The sequence below is a fragment of the Massilia antarctica genome, assembly GCF_015689335.1.
Lineage (GTDB): Bacteria > Pseudomonadota > Gammaproteobacteria > Burkholderiales > Burkholderiaceae_D > Telluria_A > Telluria_A antarctica.
In genome coordinates this window covers 6,916,816-6,940,026 of sequence record NZ_CP065053.1, presented here as the reverse complement: position 1 = coordinate 6,940,026, position 23,211 = coordinate 6,916,816, and the positions used below count along the sequence as shown (strand labels likewise).

14 protein-coding genes and 1 riboswitch are annotated in these 23,211 nt (G+C 65.2%); of the genes, 10 read left to right on the top strand and 4 right to left on the bottom strand.

What is annotated here, in order from left to right:
• Positions 1-8: 8 nt before the first annotated feature.
• From sppA to IV454_RS30390, 6 genes are all read left to right on the top strand, one after another.
• Positions 9-1,868 carry a signal peptide peptidase SppA gene (gene sppA, locus IV454_RS30415; protein WP_206089336.1) on the top strand — a complete coding sequence of 620 codons (1,860 nt, stop codon included), beginning with the start codon at positions 9-11 and terminating at the stop codon, positions 1,866-1,868.
• 293 nt (positions 1,869-2,161) lie between these two features.
• On the top strand, positions 2,162-3,457 hold the full coding sequence (locus IV454_RS30410; protein WP_206089335.1) for an efflux RND transporter periplasmic adaptor subunit: 1,296 nt from the start codon (positions 2,162-2,164) through the stop codon (positions 3,455-3,457).
• Between the two features lie 28 nt (positions 3,458-3,485).
• A complete protein-coding gene (locus IV454_RS30405; RefSeq protein WP_206089334.1) occupies positions 3,486-6,590 on the top strand; it encodes an efflux RND transporter permease subunit in 3,105 nt (1,034 codons plus the stop codon).
• Positions 6,587-9,796: an efflux RND transporter permease subunit gene (locus tag IV454_RS30400; RefSeq protein WP_206089333.1), complete on the top strand. Its 3,210-nt coding sequence runs from the start codon at positions 6,587-6,589 to the stop codon at positions 9,794-9,796. Before IV454_RS30405 ends, IV454_RS30400 begins: the two co-directional genes overlap by 4 nt.
• Positions 9,797-9,804: 8 nt before the next feature.
• Entirely contained in the window at positions 9,805-11,190 is a 1,386-nt protein-coding gene (locus IV454_RS30395; protein ID WP_229521928.1) for an efflux transporter outer membrane subunit, read from the top strand.
• Between the two features lie 9 nt (positions 11,191-11,199).
• A complete protein-coding gene (locus IV454_RS30390; protein ID WP_206089331.1) occupies positions 11,200-11,694 on the top strand; it encodes an SET domain-containing protein in 495 nt (164 codons plus the stop codon).
• On the opposite strand, the gene IV454_RS30385 is transcribed toward IV454_RS30390, so the two are convergent.
• Positions 11,691-13,469, bottom strand: coding sequence for a WG repeat-containing protein (locus tag IV454_RS30385; RefSeq protein WP_206089330.1), 1,779 nt, complete (start codon positions 13,467-13,469; stop codon positions 11,691-11,693). The two genes, IV454_RS30390 and IV454_RS30385, sit on opposite strands and share 4 nt — an antisense overlap.
• Before the next feature lie 214 nt (positions 13,470-13,683).
• Between IV454_RS30385 and IV454_RS30380 the strand changes: the two genes are divergently transcribed.
• The 3 genes from IV454_RS30380 to IV454_RS30370 all read left to right on the top strand — a co-directional run bounded on the left by IV454_RS30380 (position 13,684) and on the right by IV454_RS30370 (position 17,032).
• Positions 13,684-15,831, top strand: a complete 2,148-nt coding sequence (locus tag IV454_RS30380) for a S46 family peptidase (RefSeq protein WP_229521926.1) — start codon at positions 13,684-13,686, stop codon at positions 15,829-15,831.
• Between the two features lie 86 nt (positions 15,832-15,917).
• Entirely contained in the window at positions 15,918-16,514 is a 597-nt protein-coding gene (gene pnuC / locus IV454_RS30375; protein ID WP_206089328.1) for a nicotinamide riboside transporter PnuC, read from the top strand.
• Entirely contained in the window at positions 16,511-17,032 is a 522-nt protein-coding gene (locus IV454_RS30370) for an AAA family ATPase (protein WP_206089327.1), read from the top strand. The genes pnuC and IV454_RS30370 overlap by 4 nt, the downstream gene beginning before the upstream one ends.
• A gap of 313 nt (positions 17,033-17,345) precedes the next feature.
• Here IV454_RS30370 and IV454_RS30365 read toward each other — a convergent pair whose 3' ends face one another.
• Positions 17,346-19,454: a TonB-dependent siderophore receptor gene (locus IV454_RS30365; RefSeq protein ID WP_206089326.1), complete on the bottom strand. Its 2,109-nt coding sequence runs from the start codon at positions 19,452-19,454 to the stop codon at positions 17,346-17,348.
• Positions 19,455-19,531: 77 nt separating this feature from the next.
• Positions 19,532-19,630, bottom strand: a riboswitch (TPP riboswitch).
• Between the two features lie 67 nt (positions 19,631-19,697).
• The gene (locus IV454_RS30360) at positions 19,698-20,855 is read right to left on the bottom strand and encodes an iron-containing alcohol dehydrogenase (RefSeq protein ID WP_206089325.1); all 1,158 of its coding nucleotides are present in this window, start codon (positions 20,853-20,855) and stop codon (positions 19,698-19,700) included.
• Positions 20,856-21,011: 156 nt separating this feature from the next.
• On the opposite strand from IV454_RS30360, the gene IV454_RS30355 reads away from it, so the two are divergent.
• A complete protein-coding gene (locus IV454_RS30355) occupies positions 21,012-21,722 on the top strand; it encodes a glutathione S-transferase (RefSeq protein WP_206089324.1) in 711 nt (236 codons plus the stop codon).
• Between the two features lie 197 nt (positions 21,723-21,919).
• Here the strand turns inward: IV454_RS30355 and IV454_RS30350 are convergent, their stop codons facing one another.
• A complete protein-coding gene (locus tag IV454_RS30350) occupies positions 21,920-23,125 on the bottom strand; it encodes an MFS transporter (protein ID WP_206089323.1) in 1,206 nt (401 codons plus the stop codon).
• Positions 23,126-23,211: the final 86 nt, after the last annotated feature.

Sequence of the window (23,211 nt, the reverse complement as noted above, 5' to 3'; positions counted from 1 at the left end):
GAGTACCGATGTCATTCAAACCCTTGTCTTCCTTTCGCCGCGGTTTCGGCGTGTTCTGGAGAGCGGTCGACAGCACGCGCCGGGGCGTGCTCAACGTGCTGTTCCTGGTCATCGTCGTGGTTCTGCTGATGGCCATTTTCGGCGGCGGCATCAAGCCGATCGCAAAAAAAACCGCGCTCGTGGTCGAAATCAAAGGCAGTCTGGTCGAGCAGCACAGCGGCAACGTGCGCGAGGCGCTCATGGCCAACGTCGGCGCCGGCGAAGTACGCAAGTCGGTGCAGCTGCGCGACGTGCTCACCGTGCTCGATAACGCGGCCAAGGACCCGCAGATCAGCAGCGTGCTGCTGCTGCTCGACCAGATGGATGGCGCCGGCCTGGCCATGCTCAATGAAGTCGGACTGGCCATCGAGAGAGTCAAGGCGTCGGGCAAACCCGTCATCGCCTGGGGCAGCTCCTTCGACCAGCGCCAGTACAGCCTCGCCTCGCACGCCAGCCAGGTCTATCTGCATCCGATGGGCGCGGTCATGATCGAAGGCTTCGGCCGTTACCGCAACTACTACCGCGACGCGCTCGACAAGGTCGGCGTCACCGTCAACCTGATGAAGGTCGGTACCTACAAGAGCTTCGCCGAGCCGTACATCGGCAACGGCCCGTCGCCGGCGGCCGCCGAAGCCGACGCCTTCCTCTACAACGCCCTGTGGGCCGGCTACACCGCCGACGTCGAGAAGAACCGCAAACTGCCGGCCGGCTGGATTGCGCAGCGCATCGCGAACCTGCCTGCCCTGATGGAAGAAGCGGGCGGCGACACCGGCAAGCTGTCCCTGACCAGCAAGCTGGTCGACGGCCTGAAAACGCGCGACGAAATTCGCGCCATGATGATCGCGCGCGGCGCCCCGGACGACGATGGCAAGAGTTTTCGCCAGGTCGCGTTCGACGAGTACCTGATGCGCATGCGTCCGGCCCTGATGGGCGACGGCGTCGGCGTGATCGTGGCGGCCGGTGAAATCAGCGACGGCAACGCGCCGGCGGGCGCCATCGGCGGCCTGTCCACCGCGAACCTGATCCGCAAGGCGCGCGAGGACAAGCAGATCAAGGCGGTCGTGCTGCGCGTCGATTCGCCAGGCGGCAGCGCCTTCGGTTCGGAACTGATTCGGCGCGAGCTGGAACTGACCCGCGCCGCCGGCAAGCCGGTGGTGGTGTCGATGGGCAGCGTGGCGGCATCGGGCGGCTACTGGATTTCGATGGCGTCCGACGAAGTGTTCGCCGACCGCGCCACCATCACCGGTTCGATCGGCGTGTTCGCGATCCTGCCGACGGCCGAAAAAGTGGTCGATAAACTGGGCATCCACAGCGCCGGTGTGACCACTACCTGGCTGGCCGACGCCTACAATCCAATGCGTCCGCTCGACCCGCGCTTCGCCCAGCTGATCCAGAGCAGCGTGAACCACATCTACAGCGACTTCACCACCAAGGCCGCCGCGGCGCGCAAGACCACCCAGCCCAAGATCGACGAAGTGGGGCAGGGCCGCGTATGGACCGGCGTGCAGGCCAAGGAACGCGGCCTGGTCGACACCATCGGCAGCTACACCGACGCGCTCAAATCGGCCGCCAGGCGCGCCAAGCTGGCCGACGGTTACCGCGTGGCGTATATCGAGCGCGATATCCCGCCGTTCGAACGCGTGCTGACCATGTTCGGCGCGAGCGCCGCGCAAGCGGTCAACATCGAGGTCAAACTGGGCCTGATGCCGACCGGCCTGCCGTCGAGCGCCGTGGCTGAAGTGAGCAAGGAACTGGGCTGGCTGTCCGACATGACCCAAGCCCGCAAGCCGTTCTCGGCAATCACGCACTGCATGTGCACGGCGCCCTGACAGCGTGCCGCCGTACGCGGATGGGCAGGTCCCGCCCATCCGCGCCGCACCATCGATTTGTAGCGATTTTGTAACGCCATGTAGCCTGTTACAAAGTCGCCCGCGCTAGCTCCTCTCCCTATGACAAGCCATCGTCCGCCAGGCATTCGTGCCGGGCGGCGGCTTGCGCATGTCCTTACCGTGCATGAATCGCCCCGTCCGGGGGCCCGCTGCGGTGTCCCCCGAAACATGCCGCGCGCCTGGTCCGTGCTAGAGTTCCTTCAATAATCGTTGCACTCAAGACAAGGAAAAGCATGAGCCCATCACCTTCCCAGCCACGGCGCAGCCGTCGCGCCAAGTTCATCGGTAGCGCGATCGCCGTGCTCGCCATGGCCGGACTGGGCGGCCTGGCCTGGTACCTGACCCACCAGAGCCCCGCCGGCGGTCCTGGCGGCGCGCCGGGCGCGGCGTCCGGCCCCGGTGGTCCCGGTGGTGGTGGTGGCGGCGGTGGCGGCGGCCGTGGTGGACGCGGCGGCGGCATGGCGACCACGGTCGGCGTGGCCACCGCCGAGCGCACCGATATCCCGGTGATTCTCGACGCCCTCGGCACCGTCACCGCAGCCGCCACGGCCACGGTGCGCCCGCAGGTATCCGGCATCCTGCAAAAAATCCACTTCAGCGAAGGGCAGCTGGTCAAGGCCGGGCAGGTGATGGCCACCATCGATCCGCGCCCGTTCGAGATGGCGCTGATGCAGGCGTCCGGCACGCGCCAACGCAACGAAGCGCAGCTCGATAGCGCCAGGGTCACGCTGGAGCGCTACCGCACCCTGCTCGCGCAGGACTCGATCGCGCGCCAGGAAGTCGATACCCAGGCTGCCTTGGTCAAGCAGATGCAAGGCACCGCCATGACCGACCGCGCGGCCGAAGGCGTGGCGCGCCTGAACCTGAGCTACACCCAGGTCAAGGCGCCGATCACGGGCCGGGTCGGCCTGCGCGTGATCGACATGGGCAACCTGGTCGGCAGCGGCGACACCAACGGCATCGCCGTCATCACCCAGCTCTCGCCCATCGATGTCGAATTCGCGGTGCCGCAAGACCGCGTGCCGGACCTGCAAGGGCGTATCCGCGACGGCGCCAGCCTGGCCGCCACCGCGTTCGACCGCACCCGCACCAGCGCGCTCGCCAAGGGCGAATTCAAGGCACTCGACAACCAGGTCGACGTGCAGACCGGCACCGTGCGCGCCAAGGCGCGCTTCGCCAACGACGACCAGGCGCTATTCCCCAGCCAGTTCGTCAACCTGCGCCTGGAGCTGCGCACCATCAAGGATGCGGTGGTGGTGCCGGTGACCGCGCTGCGCCACGGCGGTACGGGCGACTTTGTCTATGTGCTCAATCCGGCCGGGCGCACGGTCGCGGTGCGCCCCGTCACGCGTGGCCAAGCCACGGTCGACAAGGTGGAAGTGAAAACCGGCCTGAAAGCCGGCGAGCAGGTGATCACCGAAGGCGCGGATCGCCTCAAGGATGGCGCCAGGGTGACCCTGCCGACCGACAAGCCGGCTGCCGGCGCCGGTGGCGGGCGTCGCCGCCAGCGCGACGGAGCGCCGAAATGACGCTCGCGCGCAGTGTGAAGGGCGGGCGATGAATCCATCCGCCCCGTTTATCCAGCGCCCGGTCGCCACATCGCTGCTGATGCTGGCGATCGTGCTGGCCGGCTTTGTCGGCTTCAAGTTCCTGCCGCTGTCGGCGCTGCCGCAGGTCGATTTCCCGACCATCCAGGTGCAGACCTTGTACCCGGGCGCCAGTCCCGAAGTGATGGCGCGCACCGTCACGGCGCCGCTGGAACGCCGCTTCGGCCAGATGTCCGGCCTGCAGCGCATGAGTTCCACCAGTGCCTCCGGCGTGTCCATCGTCACCCTGCAGTTCGGCCTGGGGCAAACGCTCGACGTGGCCGAGCAGGAAGTGCAGGCGGCGATCAATGCCGGCGGCTCGCTGCTGCCGGCCGACCTGCCGGCGCCGCCGGTGTACGCCAAGGTCAACCCGGCCGACGCGCCGGTACTCACCCTGGCCATTACCTCGGACACGGTGCCGCTGACCGAAGTGCAGAATCTGGTCAATACGCGTCTGGCGCTGAAAATCAGCCAGGTGTCCGGTGTCGGCCTGGTCACCCTGAGCGGCGGGCAGCGGCCGGCGGTGCGCATCCAGGCCGATACCGGCGCCCTGGCCAGCCACGGCCTTGGACTGGACACCCTGCGCAGCGCCATCGCGGGCGCCAACGCCAACAGCGCCAAGGGCAACTTCGACGGTCCCACGCGTTCTTACGCGATCAACGCCAACGACCAGCTGCTGACCGTGCCCGATTACGAAAAACTGATCGTCGCCTACCGCAACGGCGCTCCGGTGCGCCTGTCGGAGGTGGCCAAGGTGGTCGACAGCGCCGAAAACGTCAAGCTGGGCGCCTGGGCCAACATGAAGCCGGCCATCATCCTCAACGTGCAGCGCCAGCCCGGCGCCAACGTCATCGCCACGGTGGACGCCATCAAGGCGCGCCTGCCCGAGCTGCAAGCGGGCCTGCCCGGCGCGCTGCGGCTCGACGTGCTGTCGGACCGTACCACCGGCATCCGCGCATCGGTCACCCATGTGGAACTCGAACTGCTGCTGGCCGTGGCGCTGGTGGTGCTGGTGATTTTTGCGTTCCTGCACAGCGTGCGCGCCACGGTGATTGCCAGCCTGGCCGTGCCGATCTCGCTGATCGGCACCTGCGGCGCCATGTACCTGCTCGGCTACAGCCTGAATAACCTGTCCCTCATGGCGCTGACGATTGCCACCGGCTTCGTGGTCGACGACGCAATCGTCATGATCGAAAACATCGCGCGCTACATCGAGGAAGGCGAAACGCCGATGGCGGCCGCCGTCAAGGGCGCGGCGCAGATCGGCTTTACCATCATTTCGCTGACGGTGTCGCTGATTGCCGTGCTCATTCCGCTGCTGTTCATGGGCGACGTGGTGGGGCGCCTGTTCCGCGAGTTCGCCATCACCCTGGCGATCACCATCCTGATTTCGGCCGTGGTGTCGCTGACCCTGGTGCCGATGATGTCGGCGCGCTGGCTGCGCAGCCATGAAGAGGAGAAGCCGGGACGCGTGGCGCAACGCACCCAGCTTTTTTTCGAGCGCGTGATCGTCCGCTACGACCACGCCTTGACGTGGGTGCTGGCGCGCCAGGGCCTGACCTTGCTGGTCGCGCTGGCCACCCTGGCGCTCACAGCCATGCTGTATGTGATGATTCCCAAGGGCCTGTTCCCGACCCAGGATACCGGCCAGCTCCAGGCGAGGGTGGAAATGCGCCAGTCGATTTCCTACGACCGCATGGCCGAACTGCAGCAGGCGGCGGGCAAGGCGATCCTGGCCGATCCCGACGTGGAGTCGCTCAGTTCCAACGTCGGCGTCGACGCGGCCAACAACACCATGCTGCACACCGGGCGCATGCTGATCAACCTGAAACACGACAAGGCTTCCAGCCAGGCCGAGATCATGGAGCGCCTGCGCCGCCGCGTGGCCGAGGTGGCAGGCATTACCCTGTACCTGCAACCGACCCAGGACCTGACCATCGACGCCGAAAGCGGCCCGACCTTGTACCGCGTCTCGCTCGAAGGGGCCGACAGCGCCACCGTCGGCCAGTGGGCGGCCGCCCTGGTCAAGCACCTGCAGCAAAACAGGCAGGTAACGAATGTGGTGACCGACGCCGGCGCCACCGGTGTCTCGGCGTTTGTGAGCATCGACCGCGATACCGCCTCGCGCCTGTCGGTCACGGCCGCCGCGATCGACGACGCCCTGTACAGCGCCTACGGCCAGCGTATCGTCTCGACCATCTTCACGGAGACCAACCAGTACCGCGTGATCCTGGAAGCGCAGCGCGACGCGCAAATGTCGATCGCCGCGCTGGGCCAGTTGCCGATCAAGACAGTCTCCGGCAAGACCACGCCGCTGTCGGCGGTGGCCAACATCACCGAGCAGCCGGCGCCGCTGCAAATCACCCACGTGGCGCAATACCCGGCCACCACCATTGGCTTCGACACCGCGCCGGGTGTCTCCCTGGGCCAGTCGGTCGAGGCGATCCGCACCGCCGCCCTGGAGATCAAGTTGCCGGCGTCGGTCAGCATGACCTTCCTCGGTGCGGCGGGCGCCTACCAGGCATCGCTGTCGAACCAGCTGTGGCTCATCCTGGCGGCGGTGGTATGCGTCTACATTGTGCTCGGGGTGCTGTACGAAAGCTATATCCATCCGCTGACGATCCTGTCCACCCTGCCGTCGGCCGGCGTGGGTGCGCTGCTGGCGCTGATGATCAGCGGCCAGGATCTGGGCGTGATCGGCATTATCGGCATCATCCTCCTGATCGGCATCGTCAAGAAGAACGCGATCATGATGATCGACTTCGCCATCGAGGCGGAACGGGAGCAGGGCATGGCCCCGCGCGAGGCGATCCGTCAAGCCGCACTGCTGCGCTTTCGCCCGATTCTAATGACCACCCTGGCCGCGCTGTTCGCGGCGGTGCCGCTCATGCTCGGCTGGGGCGAGGGCGCCGAATTGCGCCGCCCGCTGGGCCTGGCCATCTTCGGTGGCCTGATCGTCAGCCAGATGCTCACGCTGTTTACGACGCCGGTGATTTACCTCGGCTTCGACAGCCTGGCGCGGCGCTGGCCGCGCAAGGACGCCAGCGCCGTCAATGCGGGCGGGGTTGCCAAGTGAACCTGTCCGAGCCATTCGTCCGGCGACCGATCGCCACCGTCCTGCTCACGCTCGGCATCGCGCTGGCCGGCATCGGTGCCTTCTTCGTGCTGCCGGTGTCACCGCTGCCGCAGGTGGATTTTCCGACCATTTCGGTGAGCGCGTCGCTGCCCGGCGCCAGTCCGGACACCATGTCGACCAGCGTGGCCACGCCATTGGAGCGGCGCCTGGGCGTGATCTCCGGCGTGAACGAAATGACCTCGTCGAGCGGCAGCGGTTCGACCCGCGTGAGCCTGCAGTTCGATTTGAACCGCAAGATCGATTCGGCCGCGCGCGAGGTGCAGGCGGCCATCAGCGCCGCGCGCGCCGACCTGCCGTCTACCCTCAAGAGCAACCCGACCTACCGCAAGGCCAATCCCTCCGACGCGCCCATCATCATCCTGGCGCTGACGTCCAAGACCAAGTCGCCGGGCCAGATTTTCGAGTCGGTCTCGAACCTGGTGCAGCAAAAGCTGGCGCAGGTACAGGGCGTGGGCGACGTGGAAATCGGTGGCGGCTCCTTGCCGGCCGTGCGCGTCGAGCTGCTGCCGTATGCGCTGAACCGCTATGGCGTTTCCACCGAAGACGTGCGCGCCGCGATCCAGTCGACCAATGCCAACCGGCCCAAGGGCGCGATCGAAGGCAACGGCATGCGCCTGCAGATCTACTCGCAGGCCAGCACCGCCACCGGCGGGCGCAGCGCGGCCGACTACCGCAGCCTGGTGGTCGCGTGGCGCAACGGCGCCGCCGTGCGCCTTGACGACGTGGCCGACGTGATCGATGGCGTCGAAAACGTCAATACCCTGGGCCTGTTCAACGGCCAGCCGGCGGTGATCGTGCTGGTCACGCGCCAGCCCGGCGCCAACGTCATCGAGACGGTGGACGGCGTGCGCGCCTTGATTCCCTCGCTACAGGCGCAGCTGCCGCAGGACGTGAAGCTGGAAGTGGCGTCCGACAGCACCAACTCGATCCGCTCGTCGCTCGCTGAAATCGAACTGACCCTGATGATCTCCATCCTGCTGGTGGTGCTGGTGGTCAGCCTGTTCCTGCGCAGCGTGCGCGCGACCATCATCCCGGCGGTGGCCACGGTGGTGTCGCTGCTCGGCACTTTCGGCGTGATGTATATGCTGGGTTTTTCCCTGAACAACCTGTCCTTGATGGCGCTGACCGTGGCCACCGGTTTCGTGGTCGACGATGCCATCGTGGTGCTGGAAAACACCGCGCGCCACATCGAAAACGGCATGGACCGCATGCAGGCGGCGCTGTTGGGTGCGCGCGAAGTCGGCTTTACGGTGCTGTCGATCAGCCTGTCGCTGGTGGCGGTGTTCATCCCGCTGCTGTTCATGGGCGGGCAGGTGGGCCGCCTGTTCCGCGAATTCGCCGTGACCCTGTCGGCGGCGGTGATGATTTCGCTGGTGATTTCGCTCACCACCACGCCGATGATGTGCGCCTGGCTGCTCAAGCCGGGCGGCCATGAGCGCCCGCCGGGCCGTCTTGCGCGCTGGGCCGAGCGCGGTTTCGACCGCATTCACAAGGCCTACGAGCATTCGCTCGACTGGGCACTGGACAGCATCGCGCTGGTGATGCTCATTTTCGTGTTCGTGATCGGCCTGAATGTCTACCTGTTCAGCGCCGCGCCCAAGGGCTTCTTTCCGCAGCAGGACACGGGCCAGATCAGCGGCGGCCTGCGCGCCGACCAGAGCATCTCGTTCCAGTCCATGCAGGCAAAATTGAAGCAGCTGGTCGACATCATCCGGCGCGACCCGGCGGTGGCGACGGTGGTGGGCTTCACCGGCGGCGCGCGCGCCGGCGGCGGCTTCATGTTCATCAACCTCAAACCGGTGTCCGAACGCAGCGATGGCGGCCAGGCGGTGATCGCGCGCCTGCGCCCGCAACTGGCCAGGGTAACCGGGGTGTCGATGTTCCTCAACCCGGTGCAGGACTTGCGCATGGGCGGGCGCCAATCCAACTCGACCTACCAGTACACCTTGAAGAGCGATAACCGCGCCGACCTTAAACTGTGGGCCGGCAAGCTGGCCGATGCCATGAAGCGCCAGGGCGCGCTGGTCGATGTCGATACCGACCAGGCCGAAAACGGGGTCGAGATGTTCGTCCAGATCGACAAGGACAGCGCCGCGCGCCTCGGTATCAACCCGCGCGATGTCGACAATGCGCTGTACAACGCCTTCGGCCAGCGCCAGGTCACCACCATCTATGACGAACTCAATCAGTACAGCGTGATCATGGGCGTGGCAAAGCAGTACCAGCAATCGCCCGAGGCGCTCAACGACGTGTACGTGCCCTCGCGCGGCACCGCCAGCGCCGGCGGCGCGGCCACGCCGGCCAACACCACCGCCGCGCGCGATCCATCCAGCGGCCAGGCATTGAGCGGCGCGGCCACCACCATGGTGCCGCTGTCGGCGATTGCCAGCTTTGCCGAAAGCGCGACCCCGACCGCGGTCAACCACCAGGACGGCGAATTGGCCACGACCGTCTCGTTCAACCTGGCGCAGGGCAGCAACCTGGCCGACGGCCAGGCGGCCGTGAAGCAGGCCGAGGCCGACATCGGCATGCCCAACAATGTGCGCGGCAGCTTCCAGGGAACGGCGCGCGCGGCCGACGAATCGAACAAGGAGCAGCCGATGCTGATCGCGGCCGCCATCGTCGTCATCTACATCGTGCTCGGCATCCTGTACGAAAGCCTGGTGCACCCGATCACCGTGCTCTCGACCTTGCCGTCGGCCGGCGTGGGCGCGGTGCTGGCCCTGCTGCTGTTCAAGATGGAGTTTTCGATCATCGCCCTGATCGGGGTGTTTCTGCTGATCGGGATCGTGAAGAAGAATGCGATCCTGATCATCGACTTTGCGCTGGAAGCGGAGCGCACGCGCGGCCTGGCGCCCCTGGAAGCGGTGCGCGAAGCCTGCCTGCTGCGCTTCCGCCCGATCCTGATGACCACCCTGGCGGCGGCGCTGGGCGCCTTGCCGCTGGCGATCGGCTTTGGCGAAGGCTCGGAGCTGCGCCGTCCGCTCGGCATCGCCATTATCGGTGGCCTGATCGCGAGCCAGGTCCTGACCTTGCTTACCACGCCCGTCGTCTACGTCGTGATGGACAAGCTGCGCCGCCGCAGCCCGGCCGACCGCCAGTTCGGCCATCACGCCGATAAAGCTGCCTCACCTAATTCACAATGAGTATTCCTATGCGCGCAATTGAGTTCCTCCGTCTTTTACCGCTGGCGGCCCTCCTGCTTGGCGGCTGCGTCGTCGGCCCGGCGTACGTGAAGCCCGGCGCACCAGAACCGGCCGCATTCAAGGAAGCGCAGGGCTGGTCGCCCGCCGCACCGGCCGATGCGCTCGAGCGGGGCCCGTGGTGGACCTTGTTCAACGATCCGGTCCTGAATGAACTGGCCGCGCAAGTCGACGTGTCGAACCAGAACGTGGCCGCCGCCGTGGCCTCGTATGCGCAAGCGCGCGCACTGGTGCGGCAGCAGCGCGCCGGCCTGTTCCCGAGCGTCTCGCTCAGTACCAGCGGCGAGCGCTCGGGCACGCGCGGTGCCGGCGCCGACAATCACTATCGGCTCAACATCGGCACCAGTTGGGAACCCGATCTGTGGGGCCGCCTGCGCGCCGGCGTGAGCGCGGCCGGCGCCAGCGCCCAGGCCAGCGCCGCCGACCTGGCATCGGCGCGCCTGTCGGCCCAGGGTGAACTGGCGGCCAATTATTTTGTGGTGCGCCTGACCGACGCCCAGGCGGCGCTGCTGGCAAGTACCATCGAAGGCTACCAGCGGGTGCTGCAGATCACGCAGAATCGCTTCGACGCCGGCATCGCCACCAAGTCCGACGTGCTGCAGGCCCAGACGCAACTGGCGAACACCAGGATCGACGCCTTGTCGCTGGCGCGCCAGCGCGCCCAGTTCGAGCACGCTATCGCCATCTTGCTGGGCAAGGCGCCGGCCGACTTCACCCTGGCCAGCGCGCCGTGGCAGGCCTTCGTGCCCGAGATTCCGGTCGGCGTGCCGTCGGCGCTGCTGCAGCGCCGGCCCGATATCGCCGCCGCCGAGCGGCGCGTGGCGGCGGCCAATGAGCAGATCGGCATCGCGCGCTCGGCCTATTATCCGAACATCGGCCTGACTGGTTCCGTGGGCAACGCGGGCAGCCGCGTGTCGGACCTGTTCAGCGCCTCGAGCGCGCTATGGTCGTTCGGCCTGAGCGCCGCGCAAAGCCTGTTCGACGCCGGCGCCACGCGCGCCCGCGTGGCCGGCGCCGAAGCGGGGCAGCAGGCGGCGGTGGCGCGCTACCGCCAGACGGTGCTCGACGCCTTTGGCGACGTGGAAAACCAGCTCTCCGCCACGCGCGTGCTGGCGCAGCAGCTGGTGCTGCGGCGCCAGGCGTCCGAGTCGGCCGACCAGGTCGAGGCGCAGATGCTCAACCGTTACAAGGCAGGGCAGGTGGGCTACAGCGAAGTGGTGCAGGCCCAGGCCAGTGCGCTGTCGGCGCGGCGCGCGCTGGTGCAGGCGCAGGGCGAGCGCCAGAGCACCGCGATTTCGTTGATTCAGGCATTGGGCGGCGGCTGGCAAGCACAGTAAAATAGACGGATGACGACCACACCCTCCAAATCAAGTAAAACCGAGCCTGTCTGCTACGAAGTGCGGCGCTCCACCATCCACGGCAATGGCGTATTCGCCACGCGCGATATCGAACCGGGGGAGCAGATCGCCGAATACACGGGCGAGCGCATCACGTCCGACGAATCGGCGGCGCGCGCCGAAGCCGGCGGCGGCCCGGTCAACCACACCTTTTTCTTTTCGCTGGCCGACGGCATGGTCATCGATGGCGGCCGTGGCGGCAACGATTCGCGCTTCATCAACCACGCCTGCGAACCGAACTGCGAAGCGCAGGAAGACGAGGGCAGGGTGTTCATCTATGCGCTGCACCCGATCATGCGCGACGAAGAGCTCAAGTATAACTATGCGCTGATCTACGAAGAGCGGCATACGCCAGCGGTGAAAAAGGCGTTCGAATGCCGCTGCGGTGCACCAACCTGCACCGGCACCATGCTCGCCCCCAAAAAGCGCAAGCGCGCCAGCTAGTCTTCGCCGTCGTCGACGGACAAGGTGCGGCCCGCGATAGCCGCGTCGAACGTGGTTTTCGATGGCGCGCAGACCAGCCAGATGTGCTGCCATGAGTCGCCATCGCCATACTCGCTATCGGCCCAGATTCCCAGCCACAGCTGCCCGATACGCCAAGCTTGCGTGTTCGGCGCCGGCGCAGCGCCGGCGAAGTCGGGATCGGGCGACGGCGGGCCGAAATGGGCCGCCAGGCACGCCACGCAGCGCGCGTACATCGCCATCATCATGTCGTGGCGCTCATCGTTGAGGAATTCAAAACTCATGTTCTCTCCCTCGCCGAGGTAAGAGCGAAAGATGCGGCGCCTGGTGCGCAGCGATCTTGCAAGCCTGGCGCCGGCGTCGGGGGCGTCGTCCTGGTTGAAGACGTCATCGTAGCCGGTGGTGTAGGCGTAAGCGTCTTCTGTCTCCTCTTCGCCGTTTTCCACGGCTTGCAGCAGCGCGCCGATGTTGTGAAGTTTGGCATGGGTTGCCGCGACCATCGATTCGGCATAGGGGACCAGTCCGTCGATGGAGCGCACTTCGACCAGCAGCGCCTCGGCAGACGCGCAGAAGTAGGGCTGCGGCAGTTGCAGCGCAGCGCATGGCGGGCCTTGCCAAAGCAGGCGATCCGCATCGTCGTACAGCGCCGCGTAGCTGCCGTTGGGGCCTGTTCGGGCGCGCAGGCGGAACATGACGCGGGCATCGCGGTCGAGCATGGCGATACTGCCGTCGCGTGCGAGGAAAGCGACAAGTGGCGTGCCTGCCTGTGATCCGGCGATGTTGTGGTCCTTGTCCGTCAGCGGTTCAAGCATGTCGGCTGGCGCCATCGCGAAGGTCGCATCCGCGCGTGCGATGCCCCACACTGGTCCCCGCGCCGCGCCGCGGGCGCGCGCAAGCGCAAAGCCGTGCGGGTTGAAGTCGCCGAACCAGTCCAGGGTAGCGTCGAATGCCAGCGGACCGCGCACAGTCACGTATCTGAGGTTGTTCAGTACGGCGATTCCGCTGCGCATGGTCGGCGACAGCTTGTACATGTCGCGGATGACCGGCACGCCGCTCGCATCGAGGTAGCCTTCGTGATTCCGGCCAGCCTGGAAGTAGGCCAGACCATCGTCGTTGAAGGCGTCGATCTGGCTGTGGCAGGGCGCCAGCACCCATTTTCCCTGCTGGTTGATGATGCCATACAGCTCGCCGTTCTCGCTGACCGGGGCCACGCCGAGCGGTGAAAACGGCGCCGCCCACTCGAAGCGCGGCGCGATCGCCCACGCGCCGCTGCGGTCGATGTAGCCGAATTTGTAGGTCGAGCCGAAGGCGACGGCCAGGCCGGGGGCGGTGAACGGCCCGGCATGGAGCAGGATGCCGTCGAACGCGAACTGCCCGCTGGTATCGATGTAGCGCCATTGACGCTTGCCGATCATGACGGCGGCAAGGCCGAAATTGAACGCTTCCGCCTTTTCGTACTGGGCCGCGATGACCACGGCGCCCTTCAGGTTGCGGTAGCCCCACAGGCCCTGGTCGCAAAAGCGCGCCAATCCATCGCTGCCGAACGAACGCGCGTCTTTCAAGGTGGGTTCGACGATCCAGTCCCCGCTGGCGTCAAGGTAGCCATGGCGCCCGTCGACAGCGACTGCCGCCACGATGGCGCCGCCGTCGCCGTCGTCGCAAAATTCGCCGAGCACTTGCAACAGGGCGGGGACAGGCTGGCGCACCTGGCCGCGATGAAGTACCAGCAGGTCGGGCGGCTCCCCCGCTGCTCTCATGGGGTTTCTGATGACGACAGGGGGCATGGACATGGAATGAAGGTGATTGTTTTTTGACTGTCAATTGTAACGCAGGGCTTTGCCGATGCCTTCGTCGCGCCGGCGAACGTACGCTTGCGGCACGCCGGCCGTCAATACGCCCCCGACAAAATCATTTGCACCGCTTTGCATCGGCGATATACTCCCCGATTGCTTTTATCTTCTGGGGTATATCTTGTTGAAATCCATCGCCTTACCCGTCGCCCTGCTCGGCGTATTCGCTACCGCGAATGCCGATGAAGGCCAGTGGCAGCCATACCAGCTTCCACAACTGTCGTCGGAACTGAAACGCATCGGCATCACCATCCCTGCCGAGAAGCTGGCCGACCTGTCCAAGCACCCCATGAGCGCCATTGTGTCGCTGGGCGGCTGCTCGGCCTCGTTCGTGTCCGGCGATGGACTGGTGGTCACCAATCACCACTGCGCCTATGGCGCCATCCAGCGCAATTCGACCGCCGACAAGAACTACATCGTCAACGGCTTTCTCGCCAAGACGCGCGACGCCGAACTGCCGGGCGGACCGAATACCCTGGTCTATGTCACCGAAAAAGTCGAAAACGTCACCGACCGCGTGCTCAAGGGCCTGTCGCCGACCATGTCCGGGCGCGAGCGCAACGAAGAAGTCCAGAACCGCATCAAGGCCCTGACCGCCGAATGCGAAACCGACAAAGCCTACCGCTGCTCGGTCCCGAGCTTTCACCGCGGTCTTGAGTATTACCGCATCCGCCAGTTGATGATCCGCGATGTGCGCCTGGTGTACGCGCCATCGGACATGATCGGCAATTTCGGCGGCGACGTCGATAACTTCGAGTGGCCGCGCCAGACCGGCGACTTTTCCTTCCTGCGCGCCTATGTCGGCAAGGATGGCCGTCCGGCCGATCCGTCGCCCGACAATGTGCCGTACAAATCGAAGGACTTCCTGGTCGTCTCGGCCGAAGGCCTGAAGAACGGCGATCCGATCCTGCTGGCCGGCTACCCCGGCCGCACCAGCCGCTACAAGCTGCCGTCCGAGATCCGCTTCGCGCGCGACGCCAACTTCCCGGTGCGCGTGGCCGAGATGCAGGCCGACCTGGCCGTCATCGCCGCCGCCACCAAGGGCAATGCCGCCCACGACGTGCGCTACGCCAGCGTGGTCAAGGGCATCAACAACGTGCTCAAGAAAACCCAGGGCCTGCTCGACGGCTTTGCGCGCAAGGACATCGCCGCCATCAAGGATGTGCAGGATGCCGAATTCCGCGCCTGGTTCAACAAGCCGGGTAACCAGCAGGGCGTGTCGCCGACCTTGCTGGCCGACCTGGACACGGCCATCGCCGCTGACATGGCGCTGTCGGAACAGGAATTCGCCTGGTCGGTCGCCAGCAACAGCGACCTGCTGAAAAGCGCGCGCACGGTGTACCGCCTGGCGCTGGAAGCGGCCAAGCCGGACGCCAAGCGCGAATCCGGCTACCAGGAGCGCGACCTGTCGTTCATCAAGGCGCGCCTGACCCGCCTTGAGCAATCGTACGTCGGCAAGGTGGACGAGGCGCGCTTCGGCGCCGGCCTGCAGCGCTACCAGAAGCTGGCCGCGAAGATGCATCCGCAAGGCCTGGACGCATTGCTGCCGGACCCTGGCGCCGTCGGCGTGCTGTACAAACAGTCGGAACTGGGCGACACCGCCAAGCGCCTGGGCTGGATCGGCAAGGATGCCGCGGCGTTTGCCAAGTCGGACGACGCCTTCATCAAGCTGGCCGTCAAGCTGCATGAGGTGACCATGGCGCTGGAAAACCGCCGCAAGGAAATCGACGGCAACCTTGAACGCATCATCCCGCAATACATGTCGGCCGTGATCGCGTGGAAAAAATCGCAAGGCAAACCGGTGTACGCCGACGCCAATTCGACCCTGCGCGTGACCTTCGGCACGGTGGCGCCGTACTCGCCGCGCGACGGTATCGTCAAGGGGCCGTTCACGACGGTGGAAGGCATCGTCGAGAAACACACCGCGGCCGAGCCGTTCAACGCACCGAAGCCGCTGCTCGATGCGGTCAAGGCAAAGCGGTATGGCGTGTTCAAGGACCCTGTACTGAACACGGTGCCGGTCAATTTCCTGTCCAGCGCCGATACCACGGGTGGCAATTCCGGTTCCGCGGTGATGAACAAGCGTGGCGAACTGGTTGGCCTGAACTTCGATTCGACCTATGAATCGGTGACCAAGGACTGGTACTTCGACAGCGACATCACGCGCGCCATTCACGTGGACATCCGCTACATGCTGTGGGTGATGAAGGAAGTCGACCATGCCGACAACCTGCTCAAGGAAATGACCATCAAGTATCCGCGCAAATAAGGCGGGCAAGGGTGGGGACGGCGTTCCCACCTTTTGGAAAGCGGCGCATACGCTACAATTGCGCCACTTTCCGCCACTCCCTCCGTATGAACGAATCCTTTGTCCTGCTTGGCATGGCCACCACACCGCTCGAATTGACGGCGCTGGTCCTGTCGGTCATCACCGTCGTGCTCAATATCCGCCAGACGCACTGGGCGTGGCTGTTCGCGATCATCTCGTCGGCCGTCTACGGCGTCGTCTTCTTCAATGCGCGCCTGTATGGCGACATGGGGCTGCAGGGCGTGTTCATTGCCGTGTCGGTGTGGGGATGGTATCAGTGGCTGTACGGCGGCGAACAGCATTCGCCGCTGGTGGTGACGCGCTCGAGCGCGCGTGGCTGGATCGGCGGCATCGCCGGCTGGCTGCTGCTGTTCGCCGCGATCGGCTATGCGCTGCGCACCCTGACCGACACCGACGTGCCGCACATCGACGGTTTTCTGACGGCGGGCAGCCTGCTCGGCCAGCTGCTTTTATCGCGCAAGAAGGTTGAAAACTGGATCGTGTGGATCGTGGTCGACGTGCTGTATGTCGGTCTGTACATCCACAAGGACCTGCATGCGACGGCGGTGCTGTATGCGGCCTTTGTCGTGATGGCCTGTTTCGGCTGGCGAGCCTGGGTGCGCGCCGCGGACGGCAAACCATGACGCCGGTGCTGCGGGTCGCCATCCTGGGCGCTGAGTCGTCGGGGAAATCGACCTTGGCCGCCGCGCTGGCGGCGCATTTCGGAACCGTGTGGGTGCCCGAGTACCTGCGCGAGTTTGTCGATACCACCGGCCGCGTGCCGCGCGAGAGCGATCAGTTTCCGATTGCGCAGACCCAGATGGCGCGCGAAGATGCGGCAGCGCGGCAAGCGACCCGCTTCCTGTTCTGCGACACCACGCCGCTGATGACGGCCATTTACAGCCGCTGGTACTGGAGCAGGGTCGATGCCCAGTTGTCGCTGCTGGAGCAGCGCCATGACTATGCGATGACGTTCGTGACGGCACCGGACGGGCCGTGGGAGGCGGATGGATTGCAGCGCGAATCGGAGGCGGTGCGCCAGACGATTCATGAGCAGGTGGTGCAGATGCTCGATGAGCGGGGGATCGGGTATTCGCTGGTGACGGGGAGCCTGGAAGAGCGGATGGTGCAGGCGGTACGGTTGCTCAGCGCGTACAGCTAACTCGTCGCCGTCGTTCCCTGCGCAGCGCCCAGTTTCAAGGAAACTCCTCAAATCTCTTGGAACTGTGCAAAGTCAGAGGTCGGTTCCAAATGGCGCTAACTTATGCTCCGTCGTTCCCGCGAAGGCGGGAACCCAATTTTGTTCCGTAGCCGTTGGCTGAGCATCGGACTTGGATTCCCGCCTTCGCGGGAATGACGGTCTTGGAGTTCGTGGTCAGAAAAACGCTGAACCTAACGCCATCGAGTCCAAAAGCCAGTTCCCGCCGAGTGCCGCCTTGGCGCGGGAACGACGGATCTAAATCTAGCGGGCAGCCTTAGAAATCAAACTGCGCCGACACCCGCACCGTACGCGGAGCACCCGGCAGCAGATAGCCGCCCAGCTCCTGCGTCACGTCGCGCCAGTAGAACTTGTTCGCCACGTTGTCGACCGTCGCGCGTACGGTCGTCGACACACCGGCGATACGCGTCGCGTAAGCCGTGCCCAGGTTGAACACGCTGTAACCCGACACCATCGTTTTGTTTTCGATGTCGAACGCTTTCTTGCCGGTGTACTGCCACATGCCGTTCACCTTCAGACCCGCGACCGCCGGCACCGCGTATTCCAGCACCGTCGCCGTCTTGAACTTCGGTACGTTGGTCACGCGCTTGCCGTCCAGCGACGCGGTGCCGGTGCCTTCCTGCTGCGTGTCGAGCGCCGTCAGCGAGACGCTGTACTTCAAATCCTTGCCAGCCTTGCCTTGGGCAGCCAGTTCCAGCCCGTTGTGCTTTTGTTCCCCGCTGCGGACAAAGGTATTGGCCGCGTTGGTGTATTCCAGCCCCTTGACGATGCTGAACACCGATGCCGACATGCTCAGCGTTTCGCCCACCAGCGCCTTGACGCCAAATTCCACCTGCTTCGAGCGGCTCGGTTGCAGCGACGCGAATTGATTGGTGGTGCGTTTGGGCGCCACGCCGCCGTGTTCCATTCCGTGCGCCAGCGAGCCGTAGATCGTCCAGTCGGGCGTGGGGTTGTACACCAGCGCCACGTTCGGCAGCAGGAAGCTGGTGTCGCTGGTCGCATTGCGCTTGATGGCGGCGTAGCGCAAGCCGGTGTGCAGTTTGAACTGCGCGCCCAGCGACAGGATGTCCTGCACCACGAAGCCGCGTTCATGGTCGTTCAGGCGTTCGGTGATTGGACCGGTCGTGCGGCTGGCGTCGACCGGCGGGACGATCAGGTTGTTGTAGATATTGCTGTAGCCGACGTAGTCGTACACATACTCGCCGGCCTTGTCGCTGCGTTCAAGATACGTCGCACCGAACGTCAGTTCGTGGCCGATCGCGCCGGTGGCGAACTTACCCTGCAACAGCGCCTGCGCGCCGAGCGGCGACTTGCGTTCGCCCACGCTCTGGTAATCGTACACGTCGTAGTCGCCGTTCGAGCAGTAGCCCGGATAGAAACCCTCGCCCTCGTTGCTGCAACCGTAAGGGAAGGCGGTGAAGTCGTCGCGTTTGAATTGATGCTTGTTGGCGCTAATCGTCGTGCGCCAGGCGTCGTTGATCTGGTACTCGAAACGCAAGCCGATATTGCTGGTGCGGGTGTCGACCGGCTTGGTCCACGGCTGTTCATTAAGCAGCGTTTTCGGCGAGATATTGGTCGGCAGCGCGACCCCGCGAATGAGTTGGTAGCCTGGCGCGGTGACCTGGGTTTTCTTCTGGTAGTCCATGTCGAGCTGCAGCAGCGCCTGGGGCGAAATCTGCCAGTCGAAGGCGCCGGAGACGAAGGCGCGCTCGCCGTCCGCGCCCTTGACGTAGGAGCGCAGGCGCTCGCCGGCGGCGTTGATCCGGTAGCCGAAGCGCTTGTCCTCGAAGCGGCCGCCCAGGTCCACGGTGCCGTACACGGTGCCGCGCTCGCGCGCTTCCACGGTGACCGAGCGCAGTGGCGTGGCCGTCGGGCGCTTGAGCACGTAGTTGACGATGCCGCCCGGCGCGGTCACGCCGGCCTGCAGGCCGGACAAGCCCTTGAGGATCTCGATGCGCTCCTTGTTTTCGAGCGGGATCTGGGTGTCGCCCGGGATGGCGATGCCGTCCTTGCGGTAGCTCGCGCCGTTATTGAGCGCGAAACCGCGGATCGAGAACTGCTCGGCGTAGCCGACGGCGTTGTACGCATCGCTGACGCTGGCGTCGAACATCATGGCGTCGGTGCTGTTGCGGATGCTGTAGTCCTGCATCTGTTCGCGGCTGATCGACACCACCGTGGCCGGCGTGTACAGCAGCGGCGTGTCGGAGAAACCGCCCACCATAGCGCGCTCGGCGCCGAGCTGCTTGGCGCCGGTGACGACGACTTCAGGCATGGCTTGCGAGGTCGTTTGCGCGTGAACGGAAAAGGCGAACGCCTGCAGGATGGACAGGGCGATGACGGACTGCTTGAATTTTGGCGATGACATAGTGTGCTCGTATTACGCGCCGGCGTGCGGTGCGTTGCTTGAAAAAGCCGGAGCCAACGGGGGGAGCAGACAAAGGAGGGGACTACTTTGCGCTTTCCTTCGCTGGCATTATCCAGATCAGGTACGGAGGGTATCTCTCACCCGGAAAGTAACTCCCAGGACCCCTAGCGAATGTCGATTTTATCACAGCTGGCACGGGCGGCAATGCCCGCGCCAAGGCGTGCGGCGTGGCTTGCGCCTGTGTTACAGGCTCATCTCCAGCACTTTGCGGCTGATGTCGAGCGTCACGTCGCGCTGCTCGCCGAGTTTGACCATGCGGTGCGCTTCGAGCGCGCTCACGATGCCGTCGAGATCCCTGGCGCCAAGGCCGTAGTCGCCCAGCCGCGTTTTCACGCCCATCTGCTCGAAGAATTCCTCGGTGCGGGTGATGGCCGCCTCGATGCGGGTATCTTCATCGCCGCCGGACAGGTTCCACACGCGCTCGGCGAACTGCAGCAGCTTGGCGCGCTTGGCATCCTTGCGCACGCGCAGCATGCTTGGCAAGACGATGGCGAGCGTCTGGGCGTGGTCCAGATTGTGCAGGGCGGTCAGCTCATGGCCGATCATGTGGGTCGCCCAGTCCTGCGGCACGCCGGCGCCGATCAAGCCATTCAAGGCCAAGGTGGCGCACCACATGATGTTGGCGCGCACGTCGTAATCGTCGGGATTGGCCAGTGCCTGCGGGCCTTCTTCGATGAGCGTGAGCAGCAGGCCTTCGGCAAAGCGGTCCTGGACCTTGGCACCGACCGGGTAGGTCATGTACTGCTCCATCACGTGCGCAAAGGCGTCCACCACGCCGTTGCCGACCTGGCGCGCGGGCAGCGAGTACGTTTTGCTCGGGTCGAGGACGGCGAACTTGGGGAAGCACTTGCGGCTCATGAACGAGAATTTTTCGTGCGTCGATTTGCGCGTCACGACGCCGCCGCTGTTCATTTCGGAACCGGTCGCGGGCAGGGTCAGCACCGCGCCGAACGGCATGGCGGCGACGATATTGTTACCGCGCTTTTCGAGGATGGTCCACGGATCGTCGTCGAGCAGGGCGCCGGCGGCGATGAACTTGGTGCCGTCGATGACCGATCCGCCGCCCACGGCGAGCAGGAAGTCGATGTTCTCGGCCTTGACCTGGGCGATCGCGCGCATCAGGGTTTCGTAGCTGGGATTCGGTTCGATGCCGGCGAATTCGGTGACGGTGAAGCCGGCCAGGGCGGCCAGCACCTCGTCGTAGACGCCGTTCTGCTTGATGCTGCCGCCGCCGTAGACGAGCAGCACGCGCGCGGACGCGGGAATCTGTTTGGCGATGGCGGCGATCTGGCCCTGGCCGAACAGGATCTGCGTCGGATTGTAGAAGTCGAAGTTGAGCACGGTGAATCCTTGTATTGGCAAACGAATGGTGAGAGATTATCGCTCAAGCACGCGATTCTTGCGGGCGGCGGGCCAAAACGGCGCCGCTGCCGTCCGCCTGCCATTCGGCCGGATGGGCCATAATCCCCGCACGACTGATCCTTGCATGGAGGCGCGATGACGTACGAACTTTATTATTGGCCAACAATCCAGGGACGCGGCGAATTCGTCCGCCTGGCGCTGGAGGAGGCCGGCGTCGCGTATGTCGACGTCGGGCGCCAGAAACACGGCGCCGGCAAGGTCGCCGCAGCGCTCGCGGCCCAGGCCACGCCATCGTTCGCGCCACCGTTTCTCACGGCCGGCGCGCTGACCATCGGCCAGACCGCCAACATCCTGCTGTACCTCGGCGCCCGCCATGGCCTCGCGCCGCGCGCCGAAGCGGGCCGCATGTGGGCGCATCAGTTGCAGCTGACCATTGCCGATCTCGTCAACGAAGCGCACGATACGCATCATCCCGTCGGCGTGTCGCTGTATTACGAGGATCAGAAAAAGGAAGCCAAACGCCGCGCCGCCGACTTTATCGGGAACCGGATTCCCAAGTTCTTGTCTTACTTTGAGGCTGTGCTCCAGCAGCCCAAGCGCCGCGGCCGGTTTTTGGTGGGCTCGCGCCTGTCCTACGTGGATTTGTCGATGTTCCAGGTGATGGAGGGTTTGCGCTATGCATTTCCCAAGGCAATGATGCGGCTGGAACCGGACTATCCGGGGCTGGTCGCGCTGCACGACCAGGTGGCGCAGCGGCCCAATATTGCCGCTTACCTGGCCTCGAAGCGGCGGATCGCGTTTAACGAAGACGGCATTTTCCGGCACTACCCCGAACTCGACCGCTGAGTGCGGGGGACGTACGCCGGCCGGGTGACGGACGACGTGGCACGGGCTGCTGGTTCTGTCGCTGCCCGTACCCTCCCGCCGCACCCCGGCTGCCTGCCGCCGCACCCCGGCTGCCTGCGGTCGCACGCCGGTAGACATTGGCCGCACGCTGGCAGCCTGAAGTCGTACGCCGGTAGATCGTGGTCGTAAGCCGGCACTCAGTGCGCCGCAACCGCGCGGCTTGTTCCCGCCACATGCACCAGTCCATCGCGGCGGTCGAGCCAGCCCGCCAGGGTCGTCAGTCCCAGCGCGCCCACCACGACAATGGCGCCTATCCATGGCGTGGCCATCAGGCCCACGTGAGCCACGATCAGCCCGCCGCCCCAGGCGCCTAAGGCGATGCCGACGTTAAAGGCGGCAATGTTCAGGCCCGATGCCACATCGACCGCCTGCGGCGCATCACGTTCGGCGCGCTGCACCACGTACACTTGCAAGCCGGGTACATTGCCGAAGGCAAACGCGCCCCACAGCAGCACCGTGCCCAGCGCCAGCCACATGTTCGACGCGGTAAAGGTCAGCAGCAGCAAGACGGCGGCCAGCAACGCAAACACGATCTGCAAGGCCTTGATCGGACCTTTCTTGTCGGCCAGCTTGCCGCCCCAGATGTTGCCGAATGCGACAGACACGCCGTACACCAGCATCACCAGGCTCACCTTCGATGCCGAAAAGCCGGAAACTTCCTGGAGGATCGGGGCAAGGTAGGTGAAGGCGATAAAGGTGCCGCCATAGCCCAGGGTGGTCATGGCGTACACCAGCAGCAGGCGTGGTTTTCTGAGCACGGCCAGTTGCGTCATCAGGCTCGCTGGCGGGCTCATGGCAATGGTGGACGGCACCAGGAACCAGCTGCCGATAAAGGCGATCACACCCAGCAAGGATACCGCCAGGAAGGTCGACTGCCAGCCGAAGCTTTGGCCGATCCAGGTGCCCAGCGGCACGCCAGTGACCAACGCGACGGTCAGGCCGGTAAACATCAGGGCGATGGCGCTGGCGGCTTTTTCCTTGCTGACCAGGCTGGTGGCGATGGTGGAACCGATCGAGAAAAAGACGCCGTGCGCCAGGCCGGTGAGCACGCGGGCAGCCATCAGGGCGAAGTAGCCGGGGGCCATCCAGGCAACAACGTTGCCGATGGTGAACAGTGCCATCAAGCCCAGCAGTAATTGCTTGCGCGGCACGCGGCCGGTGAGGGCGGTGAGGATAGGCGCACCGATGGCCACGCCCAGCGCGTACAGGCTCACCAGCAGGCCGGCGGAAGGCAGGGACACGCCGAGGCTGGCGGCAATGGTGGGGATCAGGCCGACGATGACGAATTCGGTCGTTCCGATGGCGAAAGCGCTGAGTGTCAGCGCCCAGAGTGCGAGTGGCATGGATTCTCCTGTTGAGGCGGTTTGCGATGCGATGCAGTGTGCGCGCAAGGAGAACGAAGAAAAATGCCCTATGGCACATTAGACTT

Excerpts from the sequence above, each read along its gene's own strand:
- IV454_RS30410 (WP_206089335.1), top strand. The coding sequence starts at position 2,162 with ATGAGCCCATCACCTTCCCAGCCACGGCGCAGCCGTCGCGCCAAGTTC.
- IV454_RS30385 (WP_206089330.1), bottom strand. The coding sequence starts at position 13,469 with ATGAGAGCAGCGGGGGAGCCGCCCGACCTGCTGGTACTTCATCGCGGC.
- IV454_RS30390 (WP_206089331.1), top strand. The coding sequence starts at position 11,200 with ATGACGACCACACCCTCCAAATCAAGTAAAACCGAGCCTGTCTGCTAC.
- sppA (WP_206089336.1), top strand. The coding sequence starts at position 9 with ATGTCATTCAAACCCTTGTCTTCCTTTCGCCGCGGTTTCGGCGTGTTC.
- IV454_RS30405 (WP_206089334.1), top strand. The coding sequence starts at position 3,486 with ATGAATCCATCCGCCCCGTTTATCCAGCGCCCGGTCGCCACATCGCTG.
- IV454_RS30355 (WP_206089324.1), top strand. The coding sequence starts at position 21,012 with ATGACGTACGAACTTTATTATTGGCCAACAATCCAGGGACGCGGCGAA.
- IV454_RS30365 (WP_206089326.1), bottom strand. The coding sequence starts at position 19,454 with ATGTCATCGCCAAAATTCAAGCAGTCCGTCATCGCCCTGTCCATCCTG.
- IV454_RS30350 (WP_206089323.1), bottom strand. The coding sequence starts at position 23,125 with ATGCCACTCGCACTCTGGGCGCTGACACTCAGCGCTTTCGCCATCGGA.
- pnuC (WP_206089328.1), top strand. The coding sequence starts at position 15,918 with ATGAACGAATCCTTTGTCCTGCTTGGCATGGCCACCACACCGCTCGAA.
- IV454_RS30370 (WP_206089327.1), top strand. The coding sequence starts at position 16,511 with ATGACGCCGGTGCTGCGGGTCGCCATCCTGGGCGCTGAGTCGTCGGGG.
- IV454_RS30395 (WP_229521928.1), top strand. The coding sequence starts at position 9,805 with ATGCGCGCAATTGAGTTCCTCCGTCTTTTACCGCTGGCGGCCCTCCTG.